Raw genomic sequence first — 26,362 nt, forward strand, 5'->3', positions numbered from 1 at the left:
CTTTGTACGTGATGAATAAATCAATCATGATTGTAAGACTAGCAAAATTGCCATCAAAATTAAAACGACACCCATAAAACGGTCAAACCAATGACCATGTATTTGATAGTAAAAACGAATCTGTTTGCGACTTGTAATAATAGACAAAAAACAAAACCATACTGCGGTAGCTAACGCCAAATACACACCATAAAAGGCTTGAGTCATAAAATTAGTCGTCTCGGGTATCGCTGCGGTAAACAGCGCTAAGAAGAATAGAGTTGCTTTAGGATTTAAGCCATTTGTTAGAAAGCCAAGCCCAAATGCGCGATACCAAGTGCCAGTCGTTTTAGACACTTGAAAATCATTTACCTTGCTTGTTTGTGAACCTTGACTACGTAACCCTGATATTCCGATATATACAAAATATGCTGCGGCGATGTACAACAGTAAATGATATAACCAAGGAGTTGCTTTAATGACTAAGCTTACACCAAATATAGAGTAAGCGACATGGAGTAAGATTCCAGCACCAATTCCTAAGCTTGTATATAAAGCGGCATGTAAGCCTTTTTGGAGGCCTTGCTTCAGAACCACTGCAAAATCAGGCCCAGGACTGATAACGGCAACAAAGTGCATTACAGCAATGGTCAACCAAACAGAGTAATCTATATCAATCAATCACTTTACCCTTTTCTATATAGTGAGCGTTTTCTTTTTGCCATTGCGACCATGAGCCATCATACACACTTAAATGGCTTTGTCCTATCATATAGGCGGCCTGCGCTAATATGCATGCAGTCACGCCACTACCACAAGTAAATATAAAGTCTTGCGCTTTGTAGTCGCCCATTATTTTAGCAATTTCACTAATAGGTTTAAATAGCCCATGTTTAGTCAACAACTGGGCATAATGAAGATTTTTAGCATCAGGAATATGTCCTGATTTTGTTTCAGCGTCTTTTGTGCCTTCAAATCTTGCTTGACTTCTAGCATCAAGCAATAAAGCGTATTGTGTTGATGTATTGCTTTCAACAACTTGCATATCAACAAAGCGGAAGTCGGTTTGCGCCTTTGAAACGTATTGTTGTAGCTTACACTTATTCTCTAATTTGTTGGTAGTTGGTAATGAACTTTTCAACCAATTTGGTAAGCCACCATCTAACACGCTGACTTGATCATGCCCCATTACTTTAAACATAAACCAGACTCTGGATGCACAAAAATTGCCAAAATCATCATACACAAAAATTTTGTCATCATGTTTTAAACCTAATTTACTGGCTTGCTCTTCAAACTGCTCTTTATTGCACATCATGTGCTTTAATGATTGCGTAGAATCTGCAAACGCTGATTGAAAATCAAAATAACGACTATGGGGTATAAACTGCTTGGGATTATTATTGATGATGTCTGGTTTGACGGCAGGGCCAGAATTCATACTGGTATATAGGATCTTTATATCGTCCGGCCAGCACTGATTATTGCAACTATACAAAGACGCTAGCTCTGGCGCACTAATTAGTGAGTTGCGACTAGTTTCAAAGGTATTTAGATAATGCGCTACATTATTTTTTTTCGAGTCCATAATCTCTATTATCTATCATAATCAACAGATTTGCTAAGCCAAAAATTGGCTATTTGTTGGACGTATGAATATTTTCAGAGTATGAATCTGTTAGCGGAAACAACTATAAAGGAACAAAGAAAAATGGTGCCCGGGGCCGGACTTGAACCGGCACACTCTTACGAGCGAGGGATTTTAAATCCCTTGTGTCTACCAATTTCACCACCCGGGCACATTGTCTTACTAATTTGGTATGTCACGCCATGCTTTATGGAGGCGGAACCCGGAGTCGAACCGAGATCCACGGATTTGCAATCCGCTGCATAGCCATTCTGCCATTCCGCCGCAAAAGTTGCTAACGCTTTAGATTGCAAGCGCTACACATTTCATACCAAAAATTTGGAGCGGGAAACGAGATTCGAACTCGCGACCCCGACCTTGGCAAGGTCGTGCTCTACCAACTGAGCTATTCCCGCTCTGAAATGTGCGGTGAATTCTACATTTAATATTAAAGCTGTCAACACTAAATCTAGAGAAATATGACTGTTCAGTCAATTTTTAACCAAGTCTGCCTTAGTCTTGGGTTTTTACTAATGTTTTCCATGCTGCATTTGTATACTCAATCATCGACCACAAGGACAAAACAGCTGCGACATACAACAAGACTTTACCCAGACTTACCCAATATATGGGAAAACCCATAAATTCTTCTAAACCAGATAGCAAGCCAATGAGCGCTAACATTTGTGCCATCGTTTTAGCTTTCCCCAAAAAACTAACTTTCACAATATCGGACGCACCAATTTTTGACATCCACTCCCTTAATGCAGACACATAAATCTCTCTTACTAACAATATAATAGCGGGGATAGTAATGTATACAGATGCATATTCATGAGTAATCATTAACAAGGCGGCAGCAACAATAAGTTTATCTGCGACGGGGTCTAAAAAAGCGCCAAATGGGCTTGATTGTTCAAGTTTGCGCGCCAAATATCCGTCAAACCAATCTGTAATTGCAGCAAACCAGAATATAAATGCACCAAGCTCTTTCGCGTATTGCCATTCTAAGAAATACACACTTACAAAAACAGGAATTAGAACAACTCTAAAAACCGTAATAATATTAGGAACTGTCCAAATCACAATAATACTTCTACACAAATAAAACTAACATCAATCATATCAAATAATATCCCTAGACGTGCAGATAATCATAAATAGTCTCAGCTAACTCAATGCTAATCCCTGGGATTTTCGCTATCTCTGCTTTACTAGCTTTTTTCAAACCATGTAAACCACCCGTGTATTTTAACAGCGTTTGACGCTTTTTAGGGCCAATTCCAGGAATTCCTTCAAGTGGAGAACTTGTTTTAACCTTTTGACGACGATTTCTATGTCCGCTTATTGCAAATCTGTGCGATTCATCGCGTATATGTTGCACAAGATGTAAACCGGGTGAGTCAGATTCAACCGCTATTGTTTCATGTGTGAATGCGTAAATAAGCGTTTCTAGGCCAGGCTTTCTGCTTGTTCCCTTAGCTACTCCAATAATAAGTGGCTTGGTCTCTTGTGGCCAATCCTTGAAGTGTTTTTCGGCTTGTGACAACTGTCCTTTACCGCCATCAATTAGTAACAAATCAGGCATTTTGGCATCTTTACTAGATGCTTTTTTGTAGCGCCTTGTTAACGCTTGAGCCATAGCAGCGTAATCATCACTAAGGCGTAATACCTTCTATATTAAAGGTTCTGTAGTCCTGTTTTAATGGTCCATTACGATCAAATACAACACATGAAGCTACCGTTTGCTGGCCTGACGTATGGGAAATATCGAAGCACTCCATTCGTTTTATTGGACTATCTAATTCTAGCTTTGCCTCTAAATCTGTAAATCGAGCAAATATTGAACGCTGCTGATTCTGTTGAGTTTCAAGGGCGTTATTGGCATTATTATTTGCTAACTGCAAATATTTTCGCTTGTCTTCACGCGCCCCTACAAAAAACTGAACTTTTCGCTTTGCTTCGATGCTTAGTACCTTTTCTATGCTGGACATGTCTTCAAACACTGTTGCAACGACAATTTGTTTGGGAATAGTTTTGTTTCCTGCAAGGTAGAATTGTAAAATAAATGAGCTAAATACCTCTGGGGCCTCTACCCCTTTCGGGGTCTTAGGGAAAAACGCTTTGCTTCCTAACACTTGGCTGTCTCGAATAAACACACCAAAAATACAAGCAATGCCATTTTTAAAGGCAAACCCAAAGACATCAAGTTCCTCTTGGGTTCCTGCGACAAACTGTTGCTCTTGTATTTTTCGTAAGGCGCTAATTTGGTCGCGATACCTGACGGCAGCTTCAAAATTGAGTGATGTGCTAGCCTGTTCCATTTTATCCACTAAGGTTTCAATTACTTGTGCGTTCTTTCCATTTAAAAATAGAGACGCTAATTCAACTTGCTGTGAATATTCTTCATCACTAATATGACCTTCTACGCATGGCGCACTGCACCTTTGCATTTGATATTGCAAGCAAGGACGAGACCTTGCTCTGTAATAGCTATCTTCACATTGGCGAATTGGAAATATCTTTTGCATAGAGCGAAGACTTTCTCTTACTGACCAAGAGCTTGGATAAGGCCCAAAATATACGCCCTTTCTTTTTTTAGGGCCACGGTGAAAAGCTAGCCTTGGATGTTCATGGTCAGATAGAAAAATAAATGGATAAGATTTATCATCTCGCAGTACCACGTTATATCGAGGTCTGTACTTTTTAATATAGTTGTTTTCTAAAAGAAACGCTTCTGTTTCACTGCTGACAATTGTAATGTCAATATTGGCAATATTTTTAACCAATGTTTGTGTTTTAACACTGTCTACTTGCTGTCTAAAATAGCTACTTAAACGCTTTTTTAAATTCTTTGCTTTACCTACGTAAATGACATCATCTCGTATATCATACATACGATAAACGCCCGGCTCACTCGTCAAGTGTTGTAGGAAGGAGTTAGAGTCAAAATCTGTTGACATTACTGCTATGCCGTCGTTTGAATCAACTTATGGCGTAATGCTAAATGCACTAAATCAACGTCAGATTGAATATTTAATTTTTCAAATAAACGATACCGATAAGTATTAACCGTTTTAGCGCTAATATGAAGATGCTTTGCGATTTCGGGCACCTTCATTCCATTAACTAATTTAAGGGTGATTTCTAATTCTCTTTCGGATAGTTGTTCAAAGGGGTTGTCGACTGAAAAATCTAACTGCCCTATAGCGATTTGCTGAGCAATGTCAGGTGCAATATATTTTTGCCCAGAGTGAACCTTATAAATGGCGTTAACCATTTCGTTAGGCTCGGCATCTTTTGTTAAAAAGCCCCATGCACCTGCTTGCATAATTCTGGCTGGGATCGGATTTTCTTTGTGCATAGAGATACAAATTATTTTGGCTTCATCACATATTTTTTGTAATTTTTTGGTCGCTTCAACACCGCCAATGCCAAGGCATGGATACATCCATTAATACAATGCTAGGACTATTTTTGCGGCAATAGTCAATAGCCTCCTCACCAGAACCTAATTCAGCAACAACATTAAAGTCGTTTACATCATTTAATATACGAACAATTCCCGTGCGGACTAGGTCATGATCATCAACTACAAGAATATCAATCAACGTCTAACAACCTTCTTCTATCTTTTTATTATAAGTGACGCCATCGTTTGAGATGACGCGTCAGTAGTAACATAAAAATGAACCGAATTACAATGTAATATTTTTCAAGCACAAAAAAACCCGCAACGATTGCGGGCTTCTTTAAATATGGCGGAGAGCGAGGGATTCGAACCCCCGGAAGGTTTGACCCTTCGCTTGATTTCAAGTCAAGTGCATTCAACCGGACTCTGCCAGCTCTCCAAGTGGTGCGAATATTAGAGGTGAAAACCGCTCTTGTAAAGTATTTCTGTAAAAAATATCAGGTTTTTATGAACGTTCGAAGGTTTTTTATACAAACTTTACACTTTAGCCATTATTTTGTTCGAAAAATCTTGAAAAAATGAACAAAACACCATACATATAGACTAACTAATTGTAGTTATCATACCTTTTGTGTTTTGGAGAAAAAAATGGACAAGCGTACTTTGGATTCTAATGCAGTGCATAGCCCTGCGATAGAAATGAATAAGGTACTTCGCAATACCTACATGTTACTAGCATTAACAATAGGCTTTAGTGCAATCACTGCAACGATAACGTCGTTCTTAAACGTCGGGATTGTTGGTTATTTTGCAATGATAATCGGTGCGTTTATTTCACTGTTTATTGTTCAGAAAAAAGCGGATTCTGCAGCGGGTCTATTTTGGGTATTTGCTTTCACAGGTTTAATAGGCGGCTCTATCGGCCCCATTATCAGCGCGTACATCGCTGGTGGCGCAGGCGGATTAGTCGCTCAGGCACTCGGCGGAACAGCTGTAATATTCTTTAGTCTGTCTGCTTATGCACTAGTGTCTAAGAAGGACTTTAGTTTTATGGGCGGCTTCTTGATGATTGGTTTAGTGGTTGCACTAATCGCCATAATTGCCAACATCTTTTTCCAAATGCCAGCACTCACACTAGCCATAAACGCTGTTATTATATTCATTATGTCTGGGTTTATATTGTTTGATACAAGCCGCATAATAAACGGTGGTGAAACAAACTATATACGCGCCACGGTCAGCTTATATCTAAGTGTTTACAATATCTTTATGTCTTTGCTCTCGATTTTAAACTTGACTGATGACTAATATTCGATAATAAAATGTACAACGCCCCGTTTGGGGCGTTTTTTTTGTTACTTGTAAAGCTTACGTGTTTTGACGATACTATTGTGATGAGTAAAACATTTACCCTGATGCTAACCCAAGCACCCTATTGCGGTTTAAGTGCCCAAAACGCGATTGCTTTTTGCAAACATGCGCTAAAGCAGGGTCACACTATTGACCATGTGTTTTTCTATCATGACGGTGTACACAATAGCTCTAGTTTAGTTGTGCCTAATGCAGACGAAATAAATCTACACAGCGCGTGGATAGACTTGCATGAAACATATGACATCCCTTTGTATGTTTGTATAAGCGCAGCTGCTAGAAGAGGTGTTGTAGATAAAACGCTAGCAGATGAAAGTCGAGCTAACCTACTTGCCCCATTTAAACAAACAGGCGTGTTAACATATTTTGAAAGTATTGCGAAAGGTGCAATTGGCATTCAATTATGAATGATTATATTCTTATCCATACTACACAAGCCCCCTATACAACAGCATCGTTAGAAGCGTACGAGTTAGCGCTAGGCGCCTCAAGCTTAGAACTCTCGGTCAAAATGGTGTTTAGTGATTTGGCTGTAAACCAATGGTTACCTAATCAAAATACTATTAGTAGACAAAGTAAAAACATGTATAAAAAGTTAAAAGCATTGCCGTTTTTTGAAGTTGACGAACTTTTCATAATGCTTGGGGACACCCAAAGTAATTTACGATGCCAGCTTACTGATAAGGAGTATGAGTTTATTGATGGCACAGAATTTTGTAATTTGCTCAAAAATGCTTCACATGTATTGGTGTTTTGATGCTTATTTTATTTCGCAGTACTGATATTTCAAAGTTAGAAGTTTATCGTGATGAGGGCGTTGAAGTCATACTTTTGCAAAGTGCTGTTTATAGATACCAAGAGCTAATAATAAAATATCCTAATCTTAGGATAAGTGCATTAGCCCCTGATGTGCTTATTGCGGGGGTTTCCATTCCTGAATCTATACAAATTAATTATGATGAATGGGTGCATAAATGCGCCGAAAATGCGCCTATTGTCACGCTATAGTCTGTAAAAAGAAAACTGGGATATATGGAAAACATAATATTTGAGGGTCAAGTAATAAAAACAGACAAAGAAGGCTATCTTATAAATAGCCAAAACTGGACTGTTGAACTTGCAACGCTAATCGCTGAACGTGAACAAGTTGAAATGACTGAAGAAAGATGGCAAGTCGTGAATTTTGTCAGACATTTCTATGAGCAATATGACACTAGCCCAGCAATTCGAGCACTGGTGAACGCAATGAAGCAAGAGTATGGTCCGGAAAAAGGCAATAGCCGCTATCTATATCGTCTTTTTCCAAAAGGTCCTGCAAAAATAGCAACTAAAATAGCAGGCTTACCTAAGCCTGCTAAGTGTCTGTAACGCTATTAACAATATTACTTTATAGTGGTAACACCATTCATATAAGGCACTAGTGCCTCTGGTACAGTTACTGAACCGTCTTCTTGCTGATAGTTCTCTAGTATTGCAACAAGGGTTCGACCGACCGCTAATCCAGATCCATTTAATGTATGTAACAGCTCTGGCTTTTTCATATCATTAGACTTATACCTAGCTTGCATTCTACGAGCTTGGAAATCTCCCATATTAGAACACGAAGATATTTCTCGGTAAGTGTCTTGTGCAGGTAGCCATACTTCTAAGTCATAAGTCTTGCAAGCGCCAAAACCCATATCCCCACTGCATAAAACCACCTTACGATATGGTAATACTAATGCTTGAAGGATATTTTCTGCATGAGCAGTAAGCTCCTCTAAAGCATTCATGCTGGTATCAGGCAGCACTAGCTGAACCATTTCAACTTTATCGAACTGATGTTGCCTAATTAGTCCGCGAGTGTCTCTGCCGTACGATCCAGCTTCACTTCTAAAACATGGGGTATGAGCAGTCATCTTAATTGGAAGGTCGGTATCACTGTAAATCTCATTACGCGCAATATTTGTCAGTGGCACTTCAGCAGTCGGAATAAGTGACATGCCTTGACCTTCTTCTGTAGCTGGTTTTGTATGAAAAAGGTCTTCACCGAATTTTGGTAATTGCCCTGTTCCATATAAGCTGTCTGAATTTACTAAATAAGGTACATAAACTTCGTGATAACCATGGTTTTGAGTGTGCATATCTAACATAAATTGCGCTAATGCCCTATGCATTCGAGCAATCTGTCCATTCATCACCACAAATCGGCTACCTGAGAGTTTTGCCGCTGTTTCAAAGTCTAAGCCATTGCCAATTTTAGCTGCAATGTCGACATGATCCTGTGGAGTGAATTCAAATTGCTTTGGCGTTCCCCATTTTAAGATTTCTTGGTTATCGTCTTCGTCCTTTCCAACAGGAACATCCTCATGTGGGACGTTGGGGGTTTCTTGATAAAAGATATTCAGCGAATTTAAAACTTGCTCCAAGGCCAATTTAGCGTCATTTAGCTCATTACCTAATGTATCAACCTCAGCAAGCAAAGGCGCAATGTCACCGCCACTTGCTTTTACTTTTCCAATTGACTTTGAACGTACATTTCGTTCATTTTGTAACTCTTGCGTCTTAACTTGTAAATGCTTACGTTTTTCTTCGAGCTCATTATAAGCAGCAACATCTAATGTAAATCCGCGTTTTGCTAATGCATCAGCGGTTTGCTCAATATTGTTGCGTAATAATCGTGGATCTAACATGAAGACCTTTATCCTTTTACTAGAAACATTGCTAGCCACACGCCCAACAGGCATAAGCTAATATTTAAAATTGTATTTATAAGTGCTTTGACAAAATCACCTTCTTGAAGCAATAAAAAAGTGTCAAGTGTGAATGTAGAAAAAGTTGTCAATGCGCCAAAAACACCAACGCAAACAAACAAACGAATGTTGTCTGTTAGGTGTTGGTGTTGCTCTGCCCAAAAGTATACTAATCCTAAACCTATTGACCCTATAAAATTCACGCTAAGAATACCAAATGGAAAGCCCTTTCCCAATAGTTTTGTCAATTCACTGACACAAAAATAACGAAGGCAAGCTCCTAGTGCACCGCCAAGCGCGATAAACCAGTAAGCACTGAGATTTGCTAGCATTTTATTATTTGCTCCTATCTTTGAGTTTCGATAAAAACGCTTGTTTTTGAGCCAGTTTTTTCTCTAGGCCTCTATCATTTGCTACGTAAATTCTATCATGTTGTAGAGAATCGGGTAGATATTCTTGGTCCGGAGCAAATGCATAGTCAAAGTCGTGTGCATATTGATAGTTTTCATGTTTTTCAAGATCTAATGCATGTTTGTTGGCAGTATTTTTTAAATGAACAGGAACATCAAGATTTGACGTTGTTTTAGCAAGTTGTTTGGCCTTGTTAAACGCAAGATATAAGGCATTGCTTTTGGGGGCAAGTGAACAATAAACAATTGCTTGTGCAACAGCCCGTTCACCTTCGCTCTTACCAACTCTATGATAAGTATCCCAAGCATTTAAACAATGCTGAAGCGCGTTTGGATCCGCTGTTCCAATATCTTCAGTCGCAATAGCCAATAACCTTCGACAAATAGGCACTACATCAGTTGAGCCTAGTAACCAACGAGCAAACCAATATAACGCAGCGTCCGCATCCGATCCTCTTACCGATTTATGAAAAGCGCTTAGTACATCATAAAAATGATCGCCTTTATTATCGAAATGAGTTAACGGCTCTGAGCTTGCTTGTTCTAAGCATGCTAGTGATATAATTGAGCTACCCTCACTCAAAACATCAAGCGATGCTTCCAGCAAACCTAAAAATTGCCTAGCATCTCCATTTGCAAAATACAGTAAACGCTCTAATGCTTTGTTTTCAATACTAAACGCCTTACCCGAACAACTATAATATGATTGCGCCCTATTCAATAAAACCTTAAGTTCATCGCTTGTCAAAGGCTGTAATTTATACAGCCTTAGCCTAGACATTAAAGCCTTATTAATGCTAAATGAAGGGTTTTCAGTGGTTGCACCTATCAATATTACACTGCCATCTTCAACATAAGGCAAAAAAGCATCCTGTTGGGTTTTATTAAAACGATGGATTTCGTCTACAAAAACCACTTTAGGACCTGTTAACAGGCTAGTTGATGCGTCAACCACCTGCTTTATGTCTTTGATTCCACTATTAATCGCGCTTAGTGGGATGATATCGATATCCCAATAATGGGAAAGCACATTGACCAGCGATGTTTTGCCCGTCCCATAGGTGGCCCCCATAGTAACATTGAACTTGGCTTTTTCTTCGTACATAGTTCAAAGATAGGTTTACCGGGTGATACTAAGTGGCTTTGGCCAACATAATCTTCAAGGTTGGTAGGTCTAAGAAGGCTCGCAAGTGGCCCATGACTTGTCATTGTATTAGTTAGCGCTGATCATCTACGACCCAATTCTGGGGAATGCTGTAAGTAAAAACGGCTGGGGTTTCGATGTTATTTAGCTTAACATTTGAAAACGTCACTGTATTTGTCTGTTGTTGCTTATCAATTGAAATAAGCTTAATTAATTCATTTTTTTCATTAAAAATCAGCTGTACATTATCTATTGGCGAAGATGTTGACAAAGACCTTATTTGAAACGACAGATTATCTATCTTACTGATAATTGCCTCGTCCCATTGCTGATTATCATCGCTTATTAGTAACATTAAAGGATTACTGTTTGTTAAGCTAGATTGCGCGATCAAAGTGACTTGTTCTACAAATGGGTCAATGTTAAAAACTGTTTCACCATCAGCAATCAATAAAGATTCCTCAGGAGATAACAACTCCCAGCGTAACATTTGTGGCTTTTTTAAGGCCATCATCCCACTAGATTCTTGTAATGTATTGCCTTGAAAATCAACAATAATTTGTTGAAACTGCGCACTATAATTGTTTAACGAAGATAAAATAGTACGAAGTTCACGCTTTGCATTTTTATTTGACTCTATTGAAGGCTTAACTGTCACCTGAGAAGTCTGCATCACTTGATTTGCTAAAGTATCTTGCGCATCAGCAGCACCCATAAACACTACGTTGCCCGCTAATAAGGTAAGACTAATAAATAGATATTTCACACTAATCCCTAATTGGTGGTGGAGCCAATACTTCTCGGTTGCCGTTGTTTCCTGCTGTACTTACGACACCATTTTGCTCTAATTGTTCAACGATTCGCGCAGCTCTATTATACCCTATTCTAAACTTGCGCTGGATACTTGAAATAGACACCTTTCTAGTTTGCGTAACAAATGCTAACGCTTCATCGTAGACCGCGTCATACTCTTCATCTTGATTTTCAGAATGCTCTGAAGGCAACATGTTATCAGCCCCCATTTCGCCATTGAGTATTTCATCAATATAATCGGGCTCGCCACGAGCTTTCCAATCGGCAACTACAGCATGTACTTCATGATCATCAACAAACGCACCATGTACGCGTGTTGTAATGCTTGTTCCAGGTGGATTATAAAGCATATCCCCCATACCAAGTAATGATTCAGCGCCCTGTTGGTCTAAAATAGTACGAGAGTCAATTTTGCTAGACACTTGAAACGCTATTCTTGTTGGAATGTTAGCCTTAATTAGGCCAGTAATGACATCTACTGAAGGCCTTTGTGTTGCAAGAATAAGATGTATGCCTGCTGCCCTTGCTTTTTGCGCGATTCTTGCAATAAGTTCTTCAACTTTTTTCCCCACAATCATCATCATGTCAGCAAACTCGTCTACAACAACGACAATTGCTGGTAACTTTTCTAGCTCTGGTGCTGTGGTTTCCATACTTTCTTCAAACTTCCAGAGAGGATCTAACAAGGGTTCACCGGATTCTTTCGCCAATTTCACCTTTTTATTGTAGCCTTTTAGATTTCTTACCCCTAATGCTGACATCAATCTATATCGACGTTCCATTTCACCCACACACCAACGCAAGGCATTAGACGCTTCTTTCATATCAGTAACTACTTCTGCTAGTAAGTGAGGTATGCCTTCATAAACAGATAGCTCAAGCATCTTAGGGTCAATCATTATCATTCGAACATCTTCTGGGGAAGATTTATAAAGAAGGCTTAAAATCATCACGTTGACACCAACTGATTTACCCGAGCCAGTTGTGCCAGCGACTAACAAATGAGGCATTTTGGCAAGATCAACCACGACGGGCTCACCACTAATATCAGCCCCTAAAACCATCGTTAGTTCTGAAGGATTGTTTTGAAAATCATCACATGCAATAACTTCACTTAGTCTTACCATTTCACGGTGCTTATTGGGTAACTCAAGTCCAATAACTGACTTACTAGGAATCACTTCAACTACTCGAACTGAAATTGCCGACATTGCCCTAGCAAGGTCCTTCGCCAAAGTTGTAATTTTACTTACTTTAACACCCGGTGCTAAATCTAATTCAAAGCGCGTAATCACGGGCCCAGGAAGCACATCAACCACCGTCGCTTGAATATTAAAATCCGCTAATTTTAACTCTAATAGACGCGCTACCTGTTGAAGCTCTTCTTCGCTTATTGGATTTTCTCTTTTATCGGCACGCTGCAAAAGATCAAAAGAAGGAAGAGGAGCTATACTTTCATGCGTCTTTTGTGATTCCAAATCAGTACTAGAGTCATTAAAAGTATTGTGTTTTTGTTCGATGGGTGTCGACGATACACTTGCCTTTGGTTTTACTGGCGCTTTTGTATAAGCAGGTTCATTACCATCTTCAAATGACTGATGATTAGGAGATAAAGTGTCGTTTTGTACTGTACTGTCTTGCGTAAATTCAGCCTCATCAGGAAATTGAAAACTAGGTTCTTGTTTGCTCGGAGGCTCTGGCCGCATTGCAGTAATGGTTAATTCATCGTTTGATTTTTGTTTATTTGGTAATGGCTTAGTGCTGTCATTAGATTTCGGAGCACTTAATCGTAAAGCTTCAACTTTTTTGGGCAAAGAATAAACATATTTAGCACCTTTAATCGCAAAGTACCCTACTCCATCGATGGCATTTAACCATGAAATACCCGTTGCTAAGGTTACGCCAGTAAAAAAGAAACAAAGTAGTAAGAGTACAGAACCTACAAAGTAAAAGTGAGGCATTAACGCACTACTAATAATATCACCCATCGCGCCACCAGCAGAGACCATATAAAAATCATCAAAGTTGATACTTGCAATACCTGTAAAGCCAAAAACAAGTAAAACAATGCCAATGAGTCGTAACGCAATAGTTAAATAATCGAGATCTTGTAGGCGTTTAATGTGAAGAAATACAAACCACCCGACAAATGCAAGAACAAAAGGAACTAAATAGGCTGTTACCCCAAATATAAATAATAGGGCGTCCGCAAACTCAGCACCGACGGGTCCCATCATGTTCTGCGTATTAAATGCGGTACCAGCTTGACTCCACCCAGGATCACTTGGATGAAATGTTACTAAAGAAACCAACAAGAAAAAGGCAAACCCACACGAAGCGATAACGCCCACTTCCATAATTCTTTGAATGCCAGATAATCTAGCCATGTTATTTGTTAAATCTCATTTTGACGAAAGCATACATTTTTATTTTAGTTATAAGTCAGCAGACAACGCAGATAAGCGATAAATAGAGTAGCATAAGCGCCTTGATTGGACATCAAAAATTCTCATTGCTCTACATATTTATCTTAATATTGGCCGTATGTTTAACTTCTTCCATTACTACATAAGTACGAGACTCACTTACGCCTTGGTAAACGCAATAAAGTATCTCCTAATAATTTTCTGTAGCTCGACATATCGGCAACTCGTGTTTTTAACAAAAAATCAAAATTACCTGATACTAAATGGCACTCTTGTATATCTTCGTGCTTTTGAACTGCAGCAGAAAATTCGGCAAATATATCTACGCTCGTTTTTGTTAATGTAATCTCGACAAATACTAACATAGCTGCCCCTAATTTACTGGGGTCAAGTTTTGCATGATAAGACTGAATATATCCTTGGGATTCTAGTCTTTTTACTCTTTCAAGGCATGGGCTTGGACTAAGGCCCACTATTTTTGAAAGCTCCACGTTAGAAATTTTACCGTCTTTTTGAAGCTCTAATAAAATACGCCTGTCAATTCTATCGATGTGCTTAGGAGTTTTTACTAACAAAATATAATTCTGCATAAGGTAATTTAGTCAATATTTTATACTAAATATTTAAAAACTTCGAAATTTTTATTTTTAACAATTACATTACAATTATCGAAAATTTTTTATAGGAAGATTAATGATGATTGTAGGTGTACCAAAAGAAATTAAGAACCATGAGTATCGCGTGGGTTTAACACCAGCAGCAGTAAACGAATTCGTAAGTTATGGTCATGAAGTATTAGTAGAAACGAATGCTGGAACCGCTATCGGATTTACAGACGAACTTTATGTTTCTGCCGGCGCTACTATCATTAATACGGCTGAAGAAGTCTTTGCTAAAAGTGATATGATCGTAAAGGTAAAGGAGCCGCAGCCAAATGAATGTAAAATGCTTAGAGAAGACCAAGTGTTATATACATACCTGCATTTGGCACCAGATCCATTGCAAACTGAGCTATTAGTTGCTTCCAAAGCGACATGTATTGCCTATGAAACAGTAACTGATAGAGTTGGCGCTTTACCGTTATTAGCACCTATGAGTGAAGTGGCTGGCAGAATGTCAATACAAGCTGGTGCGCACTACCTTGAAAAAGCGCATGGCGGTAGTGGAACTTTATTAGGAGGCGTTCCAGGTGTTGCTGCGGGTAAAGTACTCATTATTGGTGGCGGTGTAGTTGGAACTAATGCAGCGAAAATGGCAGTAGGTTTAGGTGCTGATGTAACCATTCTTGACCGTTCACTTCCTCGCTTAAGAGAACTTGATGACATATTTAATTCCCAAATCAAAACGGTATATTCAACTGAGGATGCCATTGCCTACTACTCTTCGCGTGCTGATTTAGTTGTTGGTGCAGTGCTAATTCCGGGGGCAGCAGCGCCAAAATTACTAAACAAAGACCATATTAAGAATATGAAACCTTGGCTCTGTTTTAGTGGATGTTGCAATTGACCAAGGGGGATGTTTTGAAACATCTAGAGCGACTACCCATCAAGATCCCGTTTACGTTGTAGATGACGTAGTCCATTACTGTGTGGCCAATATGCTCTGGAGGAGTAGCAAGAACATCGACCATGGCATTGAATAACGCGACTTTACCGTTTGGTTTAGCAATCGCAAATAAAGGTGCTGTTAAAGCCATGAAAGATGACCTTCATTTGTTAAATGGCTTAAATGTTCACAAAGGCGTTGTTACATATAAAGCAGTTACCGATGCCTTAGGGGCTCAATTGGACTTAAGATATGTAGAGGCCTTGCAAGCCCTAGACATGTAATTCATTGTAGATAACAGCTCAAAAAAAGGCAGGAATGATTTTATCTTCCTGTCTTTTTAGTTTTTACATAGTTCTACTTTACGCTTTGATTGATAGCCTGTAATGAGACTAGGGGATCGGTATGTTTTGTTATGGGACGACCTATAACCATAAAGTCTACACCGTCTTTTTTTGCTTGTTGTGGCGTCACTATTCTTTGTTGATCGTCCACACTTGAACCTTGTGGTCTAATCCCTGGCGTAACCAATAAAAACTCATGTCCTAACATTGACTTTAGACCTGATGCCTCTTGTGCAGAACATACTACTCCATCTAATCCGCACTCTTTACTTAAGCTAGCTAAACGCTCAACATGTTGGTTTAGTTGTACCTTCGGCGTTACTTCGTTTAACTGCACCTGATTCATACTTGTTAACACCGTGACTGCGGTTAATAGTGGCTTGTGTTTAACATTACTTTGGGCAATTGCATTTACCGCAGCCTCCATCATAGGCCGACCACCTGTTGCATGCACATTCACCATCCATACGCCTAGCGAGGTAGCGGCACTAACCGCTTTTGCCACAGTATTAGGAATATCATGAAATTTTAAGTCTAAAAAAACATCAAAATCCTTATCGACTAAATATTCTACCCATTGCGGCCCGAATAAAGTAAACATTTCCTTGCCAACTTTTAAACGACAAAGGCTTGGGTCTAGGCGTTCAACTAGTTGTTTTGCATGATTAATATTATCAAAGTCAAGGGCAATAATGACAGGACATTTGTCCATTTAGTACTCCAATTTATTCGCCGTCTAAACCTTTAATAGGTTTGATTACAGACCATTTTTTGCAGGATGGGCATAACCAGTAGAGCTGACGTCCAGAGAAACCACAACTATGGCATCTATATTTTGGACGTTGTGCTATCTGTTTATCAATTAGTTCATGTAAATGTACAATGCTATTTTGTGTACGTTCATCAATGAGCATCTTTTGATAAAGGCTCAATAAGGCTTTAAACCCCCGCATTGTTGGATGCTGTTTTAATTGTTTGAGCAAAGTCTGTACAGCAGGTTCGGTCTCCCCTTTGCGAGCAAGGATGTTAACTTTAGCGATATAAGAAGACGCACACTTTTGCCAATAAGGCTCTAAAATATTTTCGAGTTTCTCCCAATTGTCAGTCTTACTAGCACAGGTTTCTAATAATGGTATCGCTTCGCTTAACCAATCAAGGTCCCGTTTCGGAATTTCACTCAAATAATCCATTGCTTGTACAAATTCATTTTGCTTGATAGCTAATTTACCTAGCTCAAGCCATGCTCTCACTTGCTTTCCTTCAACCATTACTGCTTTTTTTAAAGTCAGTTGCGCCTCATCTAATTTATCTTCTTCTATAAATGACAACGCTTGTTCACAATAAAAATGAGCCAATAATTGATATAAGTGTTCGTCATTAGGCGTGACTTTTAAACTACGGCTAGCAAGTTCAACGGCTTTGTTCCACTCTTTGGTAACCTGATAAATATTAAATAATTTTTGTTGAGAAACGCCAAAGTGCGTTTCATTTTCAAGCAATTGTATAAAAACACCTTCAGCCCTTTCTAGAAAGCCTGCTAACAGATAATCGGTGCCTAGTTCAATAAGCGCTAATGCCTCTTGCTGTTTATTAATTTCATCTCGGCTAATAAGATTCTGGTGTACCCTAATCGCCCTATCCAACTCTCCACGATGTCTGAAAAAATTTCCCATCGCAATGTGTGTCTCGATAGTGTCATTGTTGACACTTATCATTTTAATTAAAGTATCTACCGCCTTATCAGGCTCATCTGATAATAGAAAATTTAACCCTTTATAATAATGATTGGATAATATTGAAGACTGTTTACGCTGAGCGCTTCTTAAACTATTGCGACCCATTACCCAGCCATAAGCGGCAGCAACAGGCAATAATAAGAATAAAAGCTCTAGCATTAGGATTGTTCTTTTGAAAGTTTTTCTAAACGCCTACGCATCGAGGCAAATTTCACTTTGAGGGCAAGATATTTAGTTAATATCGTAAATGTGCCTAGTAAGAACCCTACTATTAGACAAATAACCATGAACACATGTACTTGCATAGGAATCTGCGCAATGAGTATGTTGACATCAATTATTTGAGCGTTTCGGGTACCAACGACAGCTGCAATGAGTATTAAGCATAGCGCTATAATAATCAGAATAATTCCTTTCATGCCGACCTTTTATCTTTGAATGTTAGTTATGCTAGAGATCAACTCTATCTCGTAATTCTTTACCCGCTTTAAAATGGGGTACATGTTTACCGGTTAACTCTACCTTTTCGCCTGTCTTGGGATTTCTACCGACACGTGGAGCTCTGTAGTGCAAAGAAAAGCTACCAAATCCTCGTATTTCAATACGACTACCTTTTTGTAGGGTTTGAGCCATTTGTTCTAGTAACTCTTTTACTGAGTCTTCTAGTTCTTTACCTTGGATAGATGCAGTGCGAACAGCTAAGCGTTCAATAAGTTCAGATTTGGTCACGTGATTACTCCGTTTGTCTAAATTGGGTAATGTAACCTAGGAATGAAAGGGTAAGATGGAGCGGCTAATTCGCCGCTCCGATTTGAGCAATTACTCGCCTTTTGCAGCTTTGAATGCTTCAGCCATTGCGTTAGCAAAACCAGCATCATCGCTTTGGTTATTTACTTTATCAAGCGCTTCTTTCTCATCTGCTTGATCTTTAGCTTTAACCGACAAGTTAACTACGCGATTCTTACGATCAACACCTGTGTATTTAGCATCGATAGTATCACCTACCTTCACTACTTCACCAGCGTCTTCGACTCTTTCACGTGCCATAAGTCACCAATACGAATATAACCTTCAACTTCTTCAGCAAGTTGAACAGTTACACCTTTAGCATCGGCTTCGATTACTGTTCCATTAACAATAGCACCTTTCTTGTTATCTGTCAGATACTTATTGAACGGGTCTTCTTCGATTTGTTTAACACCAAGTGAAATACGCTCACGCTCAGGGTCAACTTGAAGTACTACAGCACTAATTTCGTCACCCTTCTTATAATCACGAACGGCTTCTTCACCTTGCTTCTGCCATGAAATGTCAGACAAGTGAACAAGACCATCGATTCCACCATCAAGACCGATAAATATACCAAAATCAGTGATTGATTTAATTTTACCAGAAACCTTATCACCTTTTTCGTGTGACTTAGCGAAGGTTTCCCAAGGATTATCGATGCACTGCTTAAGGCCTAAAGAAATACGACGACGTTCTTCGTCAATTTCTAGAACCATAACGTTAACAACGTCACCTAGATTAACTACTTTAGACGGATGAATGTTTTTGTTTGTCCAATCCATTTCAGAAACGTGTACTAGACCTTCAACGCCATCTTCAATTTCAACAAAACAACCGTAATCAGTTAAGTTAGTCACAGCGCCACTTAGCTTAGAGCCTTCTGGGTAGCGATTAGCAATTTCTTGCCAAGGATCACTTCCCATTTGCTTCATACCAAGTGAAACGCGAGATTTTTCTTTATCAAACTTCAATACTTTTACGTTGATTTCATCACCAACGTTAACAATTTCGCTTGGGTGTTTAACACGTTTCCAAGCCATGTCAGTAATGTGTAAAAGACCGTCAACGCCACCTAAATCTACGAATGCACCGTAGTCTGTAAGGTTCTTAACAATACCTTTAACTTCATCACCTTCTTCCAAGTTAGCTAGCAACTGGTCGCGTTCTGCACTGCTTTCAGCTTCAATTACTGCACGACGCGATACAACTACGTTGTTGCGTTTGGCATCTAACTTGATTACTTTAAATTCTAATTCTTTACCTTCTAAATGGTTGGTTTCGCGAACTGGGCGTACATCAACCAAAGAGCCTAGTAGGAAAGCACGTACAGTATTCACTTCAACAGTAAAGCCACCTTTGACTTTTCCATTGATTATACCTTTGATAGTTGCTTTCTCATCATAAGCTTTTTCTAGCTCTACCCAAGCTTCATGACGCTTGGCTTTTTCACGAGATAGAATAGTTTCACCAAAGCCATCTTCAACAGCGTCAAGCGCGACGTCTACTGAATCACCAACAGCAATTTCTAGTGAACCGTCTGCAGCTTTGAACTGCTCGGCAGGTATAGCACTTTCTGATTTCAAACCAGCATCAACAAGAACAATGTCTTTATCTATTGATACTACTGTGCCTTTTACGATGGCACCGGGGCGAGTTTCTAGTTGTTGAAGGCTTTCTTCAAAAAGATCTGCAAAATTATCAGTCATATTTAATATCTAAGTTAATCCGCTCATTCAATCCAGAATGTCGGGGTTGTTAATAAAGTACCTAGTTCATCCTAAACTTGGTCAAATAGTACGCTATGCGGTTAAATCACCATGTATTTTTTTATCAATAAAATACTTAGCTTTTTCAAACACTTGCGATATCGTCATGTCAGAAGAATCAATCTCCAATGCACCTTGTGCAGGTACTAATGGAGCCACTTTTCTGTTGCGATCGCGTTCGTCTCTTGCCTGTATGTCAGCCAAAAGGCGCGAGATTGTAACACCTTGATGATTACTTTTCAACTGCTCATAACGCCGATGGGCGCGTGTTTCGGCGCTTGCGCTAAGAAAAATTTTAGCACTAGCTTCTGGGAATACCACTGTCCCCATATCTCTGCCATCAGCAACCAAACCAAGGCGCTTGTGCAAACGCTCTTTGTCGACGTAACAATGCTTCTCTAACAAGTGGGATTGCAGCAACTTTAGATGCGGCACTAGCAACATCTTCAGTCCTAATATCATCGGTAACATCTTCACCTTCTAAAATAACCCTTGTACCGTCAGATGTAATGGGAAAAGTGACATCTAGTCCATTCGCAAGTGGGTGCAGACCAGCAACGTCTGATAACTCTATACCATGGTGCAAGGCTGCAACACCCAAAACACGATAAATTGCACCGCTATCAAGAAAATGCCATTTGTACGCATCAGCGAGCATACTACTTAGTGTTCCTTTGCCTGCGCCACTTGGTCCGTCGACAGTTACTATATGCAATGTTTGCATGAACTATTTTCCTACCTGAAAAATTTGACGCGGATTATACCTACCTTGAACAGATAGTGCCAACTTAGTTAGTAGAAAGCTTGGCGAACTCCTTAAAATAATTGGGGAAGGTTTTTGACGTACACTTTGGATCGTTAATCGTTACTCCGCACTTATCATCAAGACTCACCAAGGAAAAACACATCGCTATACGATGGTCATCATATGTATCTATACAAGCATGCTGTAATTCAAGCGGAGGCGTAATACTGATATAGTCTTCACCCTCTTCGACTTGGGCGCCTACTTTTCTTAACTCAGTTGCCATCGCTGATAGCCTATCGGTCTCTTTAACTCGCCAATTATAAATATTTCGTAAAGTCGTCACACCTTTTGCAAACAAAGCTGTCGTTCCGATTGTCATTGCTGCATCTGGTATATGATTCATATCCATATCAACGGCAGTCAAATTTTTGCGGCTAACTCGAATTCGGTCATCAAACCACTCAACATCAGCCCCCATTTTGGCTAATACATCTGCAAATTGAATGTCGCCCTGTATAGAATGCTTTCCTATTCCAGTGACCTCGACAGTTCCTCCTTTTATTGCAGCTGCCGCCAAAAAATAAGATGCAGAAGATGCATCTCCTTCAACTAAAAAATTTGAACAGGCGATATATCGTTGCCCGCCTTTAATCTCAAACTTTTGATAATTGTGATTAATAACCTCAACACCAAAAGCCTGCATACTATTAAGGGTTATATCTATATATGGTTTCGATACCAAAGTGCCTTTTATATCAATTGACACGTCATCATTTAAAAGAGGAACAGCCATTAACAACGCGGTAAGAAATTGGCTTGAAACACTACCGTCGATGTCAAATTCTCTCTTGTCGATTTGTGATTGTTGAATACGTAATGGAGGGAATCCTATATCCTTAAGATAAGTAATTTTTGCTCCAGCATCTATCAGTTCGTCTGCTAAATCACCTATAGGACGTTCTTCCATACGTGGTTCACCAGTTAACATCACATCAAGGTCACAAAATGCTAGTACTGCGCACAATGGCCTCATTGCTGTGCCAGCGTTACCTAAAAACAGAGTGAGAGGCTCTGTCGATGAAAAGCCCCCTGCTACTCCTTGTATATGACAAGTGGTATTGTTATCGGAAAGCTCATATTTCACACCCAACGCGCTTAATGCATTTAGCATGTGACGAATGTCATCACTATCGAGTAAATTATGAAGAACAGAGGTACCTTCGCTCATCGCTGCTAATAAAAGCGCCCTGTTGGAGAGACTTTTACTTCAGGTAGATGAATAATGCCATTGATTTTTTTAACGGGAGATAAGCTTAATTGCTCCACTTTGGACTCCATTGTAATAGCTCCACTAATATTTTGCCTAACTTACTTGCGTGCTTTAAGTAGTTGATTTATCTACGTGTGCTGTCTAAGTGCTTTGTTTTTCAAACTCAAGCATAAACTCGCAAAGCGCTTCAACACCTTCAAACGGCATGGCATTATAAATACTCGCACGCATCCCACCAACATTGCGGTGACCTTTCAAGGCTTTCAATCCACGTTTATCAGCCTGTTGGAGAAAAGCCTCGTTTAATTCTGGCTTTGATAGGTGAAAAGTCACATTCATTTTTGAACGGTATTGTGTCGCAACATGGTTGACATAAAAGTCACTGTTATCGATGGTTGTATATAAATGTTTCGCTTTTCGTTCATTTAACAACCCAACAGTGTTCAATCCGCCTTGTTCTAACAAATATTCAAACACAAGACCTGCTAAATACCACGAAAAGGTGGGCGGAGTGTTATACATACTATCTGCCGCTAGCTGCTGTTGATATGAGAAAATCGACGGCGTATCGCTTCGCTCAAGTCCAATCAAGTCTTCGCGGACAATAACCAAGGCCAAACCTGAAGGACCAATATTCTTTTGAGCGCCAGCATAGATGATGCCAAATTGACTAACGTCTATTTCTTTTGACAAAATGTTTGATGACATATCTGCCACCAAAGGTACATTCCCAGTTTGTGGAATAAAGTCCACTTCAATCCCATCCACTGTTTCATTAGTACAATAATGAAAATATGCAGCACTTTGATCAATTGCCTTCCAGTCTTTTTGCTCAAGCGGACTGACGATATTGTTGCGAACTTGATTATTCGCTACCACTTCAGTACGCATATATTTTTGTGCCTCTTTAACGGCTAGCTCTGACCACTGCCCTGTGACCCAATGCTGACAGAAATCGCCACGCTGAGATAGGTTCAAAGGGACACTGAAAAACTGACCTCGGCCTCCACCTTGTAAGAATAACACCTTGTAATTATTGGGAATATTCATCAAGGTTCGCAAATCGCGCTCAGCTTTCTGAGCAACTTCAATAAATGGTTTGCCTCTATGACTTACTTCCATTACCGAACTGCCTTGACCATTCCAGTCAAGCAATTCATGTTGTGCTTTTTCCAAAACACTTCTAGGAAGTGCAGCAGGACCTGCACTAAAATTGTATATGCTCATTTTGTTTTCCATAAAAAAGCAGCAAGGTCTAATGAACACTTGCTGCTAATTTTATCTAGCTATTTGATATCAATTTTTTTCACCCACATCATCATCTGGAGATGCTTCGGTGTTATTTGTATCAGTGAGTGTTTCGGCCGGCATCTCAGCAATTGGATTACCGTCTTCGTCTAATTCAATTGCTTCTTCAACAATTTCATCAATCTTTTGAAGTGCAACCACTTTTTCGCCATCACCGGTACGAATAAGTGTTACTCCTTGAGTGTTACGACCAACGCGCGATACCTCAGATACTCTTGTTCTTACTAATGTGCCTTGATCGCTAATTAGCATCATTTCATCGTTTTCATCGACCTGCACTGCACCAACAACCAAGCCGTTACGCTCTGAAACTTTGATCGAAACGACCCCTTTAGTGGCCCTGCTCTTTGCAGGATATTCAGTTACTGGGGTACGCTTTCCATAGCCGTTCTCAGTCGCAGTTAAAATATCGTTAGTAGCGTTAGGGACAATTAGTGATACAACTCGCTCATTATCAGCAATTCTTATACCTCTAACACCTGTCGCAGTGCGGCCCATTGGACGAACTTGCTCTTCGCTGAACCTTACGACTTTACCTGCATCAGAAAACAGCATTATTTCGCTGCTACCATCCGTCAAATCGACTCCAATAAGTTCATTTCCTTCATTTAGATTAACCGCAATAATTCCATTTGCACGTGGCCTAGAATATTGCACTAACTCTGTCTTTTTCACTGAGCCATTCGCGGTGGCCATAAATACATATTTGCCTTCTTCAAACTCTTTGATTGGCAATATAGCAGTAATTCGTTCGCCATCTTCCAGTGGTAAAATATTCACTATTGGACGACCTCTAGCGTTTCGACTGGCAAGAGGCAATTGGTAGACCTTAAGCCAATAGAGTCTGCCGCGTGTTGAAAAACACAATATGTGGTCATGCGTATTAGCCACAAGTAGTTTTTCAATAAAGTCTTCATCTTTCATTTTGGTTGCGGACTTTCCTTTTCCGCCACGTCTTTGCGCTTCGTAATCTGATAGCTTTTGATATTTCACATAACCTTCGCGCGACAAAGTAACCACGACATCTTCGCGCTCGATTAGATCTTCAATATCAATATCATGACTAGCTGCAGTAATTTCCGTACGCCTATCATCACCAAACTCATCTCTAACTTTTTCTAACTCTTCAGTAATCACTTCCATCAGACGCACTGAGCTACCTAATATTTCAAGTAACTCTGCGATAATATCGATCAAACCTTTATATTCATCAAGGATTTTGTCATGTTCTAAGCCAGTAAGCTTGTTGAGGCGCAAATCAAGAATGGCTTGAGCTTGCTCTTCTGTTAGGAAGTATTGCCCATCACGAATACCAAACTCATCAGCTAGCCAATCCGGGCGAGCAGCATCATTACCTGCTCTTTCAAGCATTTGTGCAACATCTCCTAAGGCCCACCCTTTGGCAATCAGTTGCTTTTTGGCTTCTGCAGGACTTTGTGATGCTTTAATAAGTTCAATAATGGGGTCAATATTGACCAAGGCTATTGCTAGACCTTCCAAAATGTGGGCTCTATCGCGTGCTTTTTTCAATTCAAACACTGTACGGCGTGTTACTACTTCACGACGATGTAACACAAATGCTTCTAGCACTTCCTTTAGGTTAAACACTTTAGGTTGCGTTTTATCAAGTGCTACCATATTAATACCAAATACAGTCTGTAATTGAGTATTGGCATACAAGTGGTTAAGTAACACTTCTGCTGATTCATTTCGTTTAACTTCAATGACAATTCTCATTCCATCTTTGTCAGATTCGTCACGTAAGGCAGAAATACCCTCAACTTTCTTTTCTTTTACTAACTCTGCAATTTTTTCAATTAATCTAGCTTTATTAACTTGATAAGGAATCTCATGAACAATAATGGTTTCTTTACCATTATCTTCTTGTTCAATTTCAGCTTTTGCACGTAGATAAATTTTCCCACGACCAGTTTTATAGGCATCTATAATGCCTTGACGCCCGCTTATAATTGCGGCAGTTGGGAAATCTGGACCAGGAATGAAATCAATCAGTTCTTCAATGGTGATATCAGGATTATTAATTAGCTCGATCGTGCCATTAATGACTTCATTTAAATTATGAGGTGGTATGTTGGTGGCCATTCCCACAGCGATACCTGAAGACCCATTTACTAATAGGTTGGGCACTTTTGTAGGGAGGACTTCTGGAATATGCTCTTGTCCGTCGTAATTAGGGACAAAATTGACTGTTTCTTTGTCTAAATCGGCCAATAACTCATGCGCTATTTTTGCCATTCTGATTTCGGTATATCGCATAGCAGCTGCAGAGTCGCCATCTACCGAACCAAAATTACCTTGGCCATCGACCAGCATATAACGCAAAGAGAAAGGTTGAGCCATTCTAACAATCGTGTCATACACTGCCGAGTCACCATGTGGGTGATATTTACCAATAACGTCACCAACGACCCTTGCCGATTTTTTATATGGCTTATTAAAATCATTTTTAAGCTCATTCATCGCAAACAAAACTCTACGATGCACCGGTTTGAGTCCATCTCTTACATCGGGTAATGCCCGCCCGACAATTACACTCATCGCATAATCAAGGTAGGAATTTTTAAGCTCTTCTTCAATATTAATAGGAGAGATATCTTTGGCGTTATCAGTCATAAACTGCATAGTCCTTTTTTAGTGTGTTGGTTTTGTCCATGACCCTATTCATTGTAGAAATGAACGTTAGTCTTGGCATGCCAATACTTTGTTATTATCAAACTCAATTTTTATTAGTCTGCCAATGATAGGATTGCGCATTGTATAGTGCATCAAGAAAAATTCATCGACGGTTAAGATATTATCACTAAGTTAGCAAAACTTGTAGCATATAAATGCATGTTCAAAGCTTAAATTCATGTATTTATAGGGTAATATAATATTGCATTTTGGTTAATTCGTAATAATGATTAAAATTCATACAAATC

19 protein-coding genes, 4 tRNA genes and 7 pseudogenes are annotated in these 26,362 nt (G+C 39.5%); 6 read left to right on the forward strand and 24 right to left on the reverse strand.

The annotated features are described in order from the left end of the window. Positions 1–24 precede the first annotated feature (24 nt). From ACZ1G6_RS07280 to ACZ1G6_RS07320, 9 genes and pseudogenes are all read right to left on the reverse strand, one after another. Positions 25–660, reverse strand: a complete 636-nt coding sequence (locus ACZ1G6_RS07280) for a LysE family translocator (protein ID WP_472618682.1) — start codon at positions 658–660, stop codon at positions 25–27. Further along, positions 653–1,567, reverse strand: a complete 915-nt coding sequence (locus ACZ1G6_RS07285; RefSeq protein WP_472618683.1) for a sulfurtransferase — start codon at positions 1,565–1,567, stop codon at positions 653–655. The genes ACZ1G6_RS07280 and ACZ1G6_RS07285 overlap by 8 nt, the downstream gene beginning before the upstream one ends. 124 nt (positions 1,568–1,691) lie before the next feature. Continuing rightward, positions 1,692–1,778 (reverse strand) — tRNA-Leu (locus tag ACZ1G6_RS07290). A gap of 39 nt (positions 1,779–1,817) precedes the next feature. After that, positions 1,818–1,891 (reverse strand) — tRNA-Cys (locus tag ACZ1G6_RS07295). A 55-nt stretch (positions 1,892–1,946) separates the two neighbouring features. Next, positions 1,947–2,022, reverse strand: a tRNA-Gly gene (locus ACZ1G6_RS07300). Between the two features lie 97 nt (positions 2,023–2,119). Continuing rightward, the gene (gene pgsA / locus ACZ1G6_RS07305; protein ID WP_472618949.1) at positions 2,120–2,689 is read right to left on the reverse strand and encodes a CDP-diacylglycerol--glycerol-3-phosphate 3-phosphatidyltransferase; all 570 of its coding nucleotides are present in this window, start codon (positions 2,687–2,689) and stop codon (positions 2,120–2,122) included. 55 nt (positions 2,690–2,744) lie between these two features. Beyond that, positions 2,745–4,569: pseudogene (uvrC, locus tag ACZ1G6_RS07310) on the reverse strand (excinuclease ABC subunit UvrC). A 5-nt stretch (positions 4,570–4,574) separates the two neighbouring features. Continuing rightward, positions 4,575–5,217, reverse strand: a pseudogene (gene uvrY / locus ACZ1G6_RS07315) (UvrY/SirA/GacA family response regulator transcription factor). Positions 5,218–5,365: 148 nt separating this feature from the next. Then, positions 5,366–5,457 (reverse strand) — tRNA-Ser (locus ACZ1G6_RS07320). A 209-nt stretch (positions 5,458–5,666) separates the two neighbouring features. Here ACZ1G6_RS07320 and ACZ1G6_RS07325 point away from each other — a divergent pair. From ACZ1G6_RS07325 to ACZ1G6_RS07345, 5 genes are read left to right on the forward strand one after another with little or no spacing between them, the layout of a single operon-like run. Next, positions 5,667–6,326, forward strand: a complete 660-nt coding sequence (locus ACZ1G6_RS07325) for a Bax inhibitor-1/YccA family protein (protein ID WP_472618684.1) — start codon at positions 5,667–5,669, stop codon at positions 6,324–6,326. Positions 6,327–6,370: 44 nt separating this feature from the next. After that, the gene (tusD, locus tag ACZ1G6_RS07330; protein ID WP_472618685.1) at positions 6,371–6,796 is read left to right on the forward strand and encodes a sulfurtransferase complex subunit TusD; all 426 of its coding nucleotides are present in this window, start codon (positions 6,371–6,373) and stop codon (positions 6,794–6,796) included. Beyond that, on the forward strand, positions 6,793–7,146 hold the full coding sequence (locus ACZ1G6_RS07335; protein ID WP_472618686.1) for a DsrE family protein: 354 nt from the start codon (positions 6,793–6,795) through the stop codon (positions 7,144–7,146). The genes tusD and ACZ1G6_RS07335 overlap by 4 nt, the downstream gene beginning before the upstream one ends. Next, positions 7,146–7,397, forward strand: coding sequence for a hypothetical protein (locus ACZ1G6_RS07340; protein ID WP_472618687.1), 252 nt, complete (start codon positions 7,146–7,148; stop codon positions 7,395–7,397). Before ACZ1G6_RS07335 ends, ACZ1G6_RS07340 begins: the two co-directional genes overlap by 1 nt. 24 nt (positions 7,398–7,421) lie before the next feature. After that, positions 7,422–7,757 (forward strand): TusE/DsrC/DsvC family sulfur relay protein, encoded by a 336-nt coding sequence (locus ACZ1G6_RS07345; protein ID WP_472618688.1) that lies wholly within the window; start codon positions 7,422–7,424, stop codon positions 7,755–7,757. Between the two features lie 14 nt (positions 7,758–7,771). Here the strand turns inward: ACZ1G6_RS07345 and serS are convergent, their stop codons facing one another. The 6 genes and pseudogenes from serS to lrp all read right to left on the reverse strand — a co-directional run bounded on the left by serS (position 7,772) and on the right by lrp (position 14,489). Continuing rightward, the gene (serS, locus tag ACZ1G6_RS07350) at positions 7,772–9,061 is read right to left on the reverse strand and encodes a serine--tRNA ligase (protein WP_472618689.1); all 1,290 of its coding nucleotides are present in this window, start codon (positions 9,059–9,061) and stop codon (positions 7,772–7,774) included. An 8-nt stretch (positions 9,062–9,069) separates the two neighbouring features. Beyond that, positions 9,070–9,453 (reverse strand): fluoride efflux transporter CrcB, encoded by a 384-nt coding sequence (gene crcB, locus ACZ1G6_RS07355; protein WP_472618690.1) that lies wholly within the window; start codon positions 9,451–9,453, stop codon positions 9,070–9,072. 4 nt (positions 9,454–9,457) lie between these two features. After that, positions 9,458–10,636, reverse strand: a complete 1,179-nt coding sequence (locus ACZ1G6_RS07360) for a replication-associated recombination protein A (protein WP_472618691.1) — start codon at positions 10,634–10,636, stop codon at positions 9,458–9,460. Between the two features lie 112 nt (positions 10,637–10,748). Further along, positions 10,749–11,441, reverse strand: a complete 693-nt coding sequence (gene lolA / locus ACZ1G6_RS07365) for an outer membrane lipoprotein periplasmic chaperone LolA (protein ID WP_472618692.1) — start codon at positions 11,439–11,441, stop codon at positions 10,749–10,751. A gap of 1 nt (position 11,442) precedes the next feature. Beyond that, entirely contained in the window at positions 11,443–13,875 is a 2,433-nt protein-coding gene (locus ACZ1G6_RS07370) for a DNA translocase FtsK (protein WP_472618693.1), read from the reverse strand. Positions 13,876–14,005: 130 nt separating this feature from the next. Next, positions 14,006–14,489 (reverse strand): annotated as a pseudogene (gene lrp, locus ACZ1G6_RS07375) (leucine-responsive transcriptional regulator Lrp). Positions 14,490–14,610: 121 nt separating this feature from the next. On the opposite strand from lrp, the pseudogene ald reads away from it, so the two are divergent. Next, a pseudogene (ald, locus tag ACZ1G6_RS07380) lies at positions 14,611–15,743 on the forward strand (alanine dehydrogenase). A 73-nt stretch (positions 15,744–15,816) separates the two neighbouring features. On the opposite strand, the gene pyrF reads toward ald, so the two are convergent. The 9 genes and pseudogenes from pyrF to gyrA form a co-directional block, all read right to left on the reverse strand. After that, positions 15,817–16,515, reverse strand: coding sequence for an orotidine-5'-phosphate decarboxylase (gene pyrF / locus ACZ1G6_RS07385; protein ID WP_472618694.1), 699 nt, complete (start codon positions 16,513–16,515; stop codon positions 15,817–15,819). A gap of 13 nt (positions 16,516–16,528) precedes the next feature. Beyond that, a complete protein-coding gene (lapB, locus tag ACZ1G6_RS07390; RefSeq protein WP_472618695.1) occupies positions 16,529–17,698 on the reverse strand; it encodes a lipopolysaccharide assembly protein LapB in 1,170 nt (389 codons plus the stop codon). Next, positions 17,698–17,958 carry a lipopolysaccharide assembly protein LapA domain-containing protein gene (locus tag ACZ1G6_RS07395; protein ID WP_472618696.1) on the reverse strand — a complete coding sequence of 87 codons (261 nt, stop codon included), beginning with the start codon at positions 17,956–17,958 and terminating at the stop codon, positions 17,698–17,700. The genes lapB and ACZ1G6_RS07395 overlap by 1 nt, the downstream gene beginning before the upstream one ends. A 31-nt stretch (positions 17,959–17,989) precedes the next feature. After that, positions 17,990–18,268 carry an integration host factor subunit beta gene (locus tag ACZ1G6_RS07400; RefSeq protein ID WP_472618697.1) on the reverse strand — a complete coding sequence of 93 codons (279 nt, stop codon included), beginning with the start codon at positions 18,266–18,268 and terminating at the stop codon, positions 17,990–17,992. A 90-nt stretch (positions 18,269–18,358) separates the two neighbouring features. Then, positions 18,359–20,034: pseudogene (gene rpsA / locus ACZ1G6_RS07405) on the reverse strand (30S ribosomal protein S1). Between the two features lie 93 nt (positions 20,035–20,127). Continuing rightward, positions 20,128–20,818 (reverse strand): annotated as a pseudogene (gene cmk / locus ACZ1G6_RS07410) ((d)CMP kinase). A 64-nt stretch (positions 20,819–20,882) separates the two neighbouring features. Then, positions 20,883–22,168, reverse strand: a pseudogene (gene aroA, locus ACZ1G6_RS07415) (3-phosphoshikimate 1-carboxyvinyltransferase). Positions 22,169–22,253: 85 nt separating this feature from the next. After that, entirely contained in the window at positions 22,254–23,339 is a 1,086-nt protein-coding gene (gene serC, locus ACZ1G6_RS07420; protein WP_472618698.1) for a 3-phosphoserine/phosphohydroxythreonine transaminase, read from the reverse strand. Between the two features lie 69 nt (positions 23,340–23,408). Next, positions 23,409–26,054 (reverse strand): DNA topoisomerase (ATP-hydrolyzing) subunit A, encoded by a 2,646-nt coding sequence (gene gyrA / locus ACZ1G6_RS07425; RefSeq protein WP_472618699.1) that lies wholly within the window; start codon positions 26,052–26,054, stop codon positions 23,409–23,411. Between the last annotated feature and the right edge of the window lie 308 nt (positions 26,055–26,362).

This window comes from Glaciecola sp. HA4-3, assembly GCF_055693685.1.

What these genes read in the sequence shown, in the direction of transcription:
- ACZ1G6_RS07285 (WP_472618683.1), bottom strand. Translation starts at nt 1,567, where the DNA reads ATGGACTCGAAAAAAAATAATGTAGCGCATTATCTAAATACCTTTGAA.
- ACZ1G6_RS07325 (WP_472618684.1), top strand. Translation starts at nt 5,667, where the DNA reads ATGGACAAGCGTACTTTGGATTCTAATGCAGTGCATAGCCCTGCGATA.
- ACZ1G6_RS07335 (WP_472618686.1), top strand. Translation starts at nt 6,793, where the DNA reads ATGAATGATTATATTCTTATCCATACTACACAAGCCCCCTATACAACA.
- ACZ1G6_RS07340 (WP_472618687.1), top strand. Translation starts at nt 7,146, where the DNA reads ATGCTTATTTTATTTCGCAGTACTGATATTTCAAAGTTAGAAGTTTAT.
- ACZ1G6_RS07345 (WP_472618688.1), top strand. Translation starts at nt 7,422, where the DNA reads ATGGAAAACATAATATTTGAGGGTCAAGTAATAAAAACAGACAAAGAA.
- serS (WP_472618689.1), bottom strand. Translation starts at nt 9,061, where the DNA reads ATGTTAGATCCACGATTATTACGCAACAATATTGAGCAAACCGCTGAT.
- crcB (WP_472618690.1), bottom strand. Translation starts at nt 9,453, where the DNA reads ATGCTAGCAAATCTCAGTGCTTACTGGTTTATCGCGCTTGGCGGTGCA.
- ACZ1G6_RS07360 (WP_472618691.1), bottom strand. Translation starts at nt 10,636, where the DNA reads ATGTACGAAGAAAAAGCCAAGTTCAATGTTACTATGGGGGCCACCTAT.
- ACZ1G6_RS07370 (WP_472618693.1), bottom strand. Translation starts at nt 13,875, where the DNA reads ATGGCTAGATTATCTGGCATTCAAAGAATTATGGAAGTGGGCGTTATC.
- pyrF (WP_472618694.1), bottom strand. Translation starts at nt 16,515, where the DNA reads ATGGACAAATGTCCTGTCATTATTGCCCTTGACTTTGATAATATTAAT.
- lapB (WP_472618695.1), bottom strand. Translation starts at nt 17,698, where the DNA reads ATGCTAGAGCTTTTATTCTTATTATTGCCTGTTGCTGCCGCTTATGGC.
- ACZ1G6_RS07395 (WP_472618696.1), bottom strand. Translation starts at nt 17,958, where the DNA reads ATGAAAGGAATTATTCTGATTATTATAGCGCTATGCTTAATACTCATT.
- serC (WP_472618698.1), bottom strand. Translation starts at nt 23,339, where the DNA reads ATGAGCATATACAATTTTAGTGCAGGTCCTGCTGCACTTCCTAGAAGT.
- gyrA (WP_472618699.1), bottom strand. Translation starts at nt 26,054, where the DNA reads ATGACTGATAACGCCAAAGATATCTCTCCTATTAATATTGAAGAAGAG.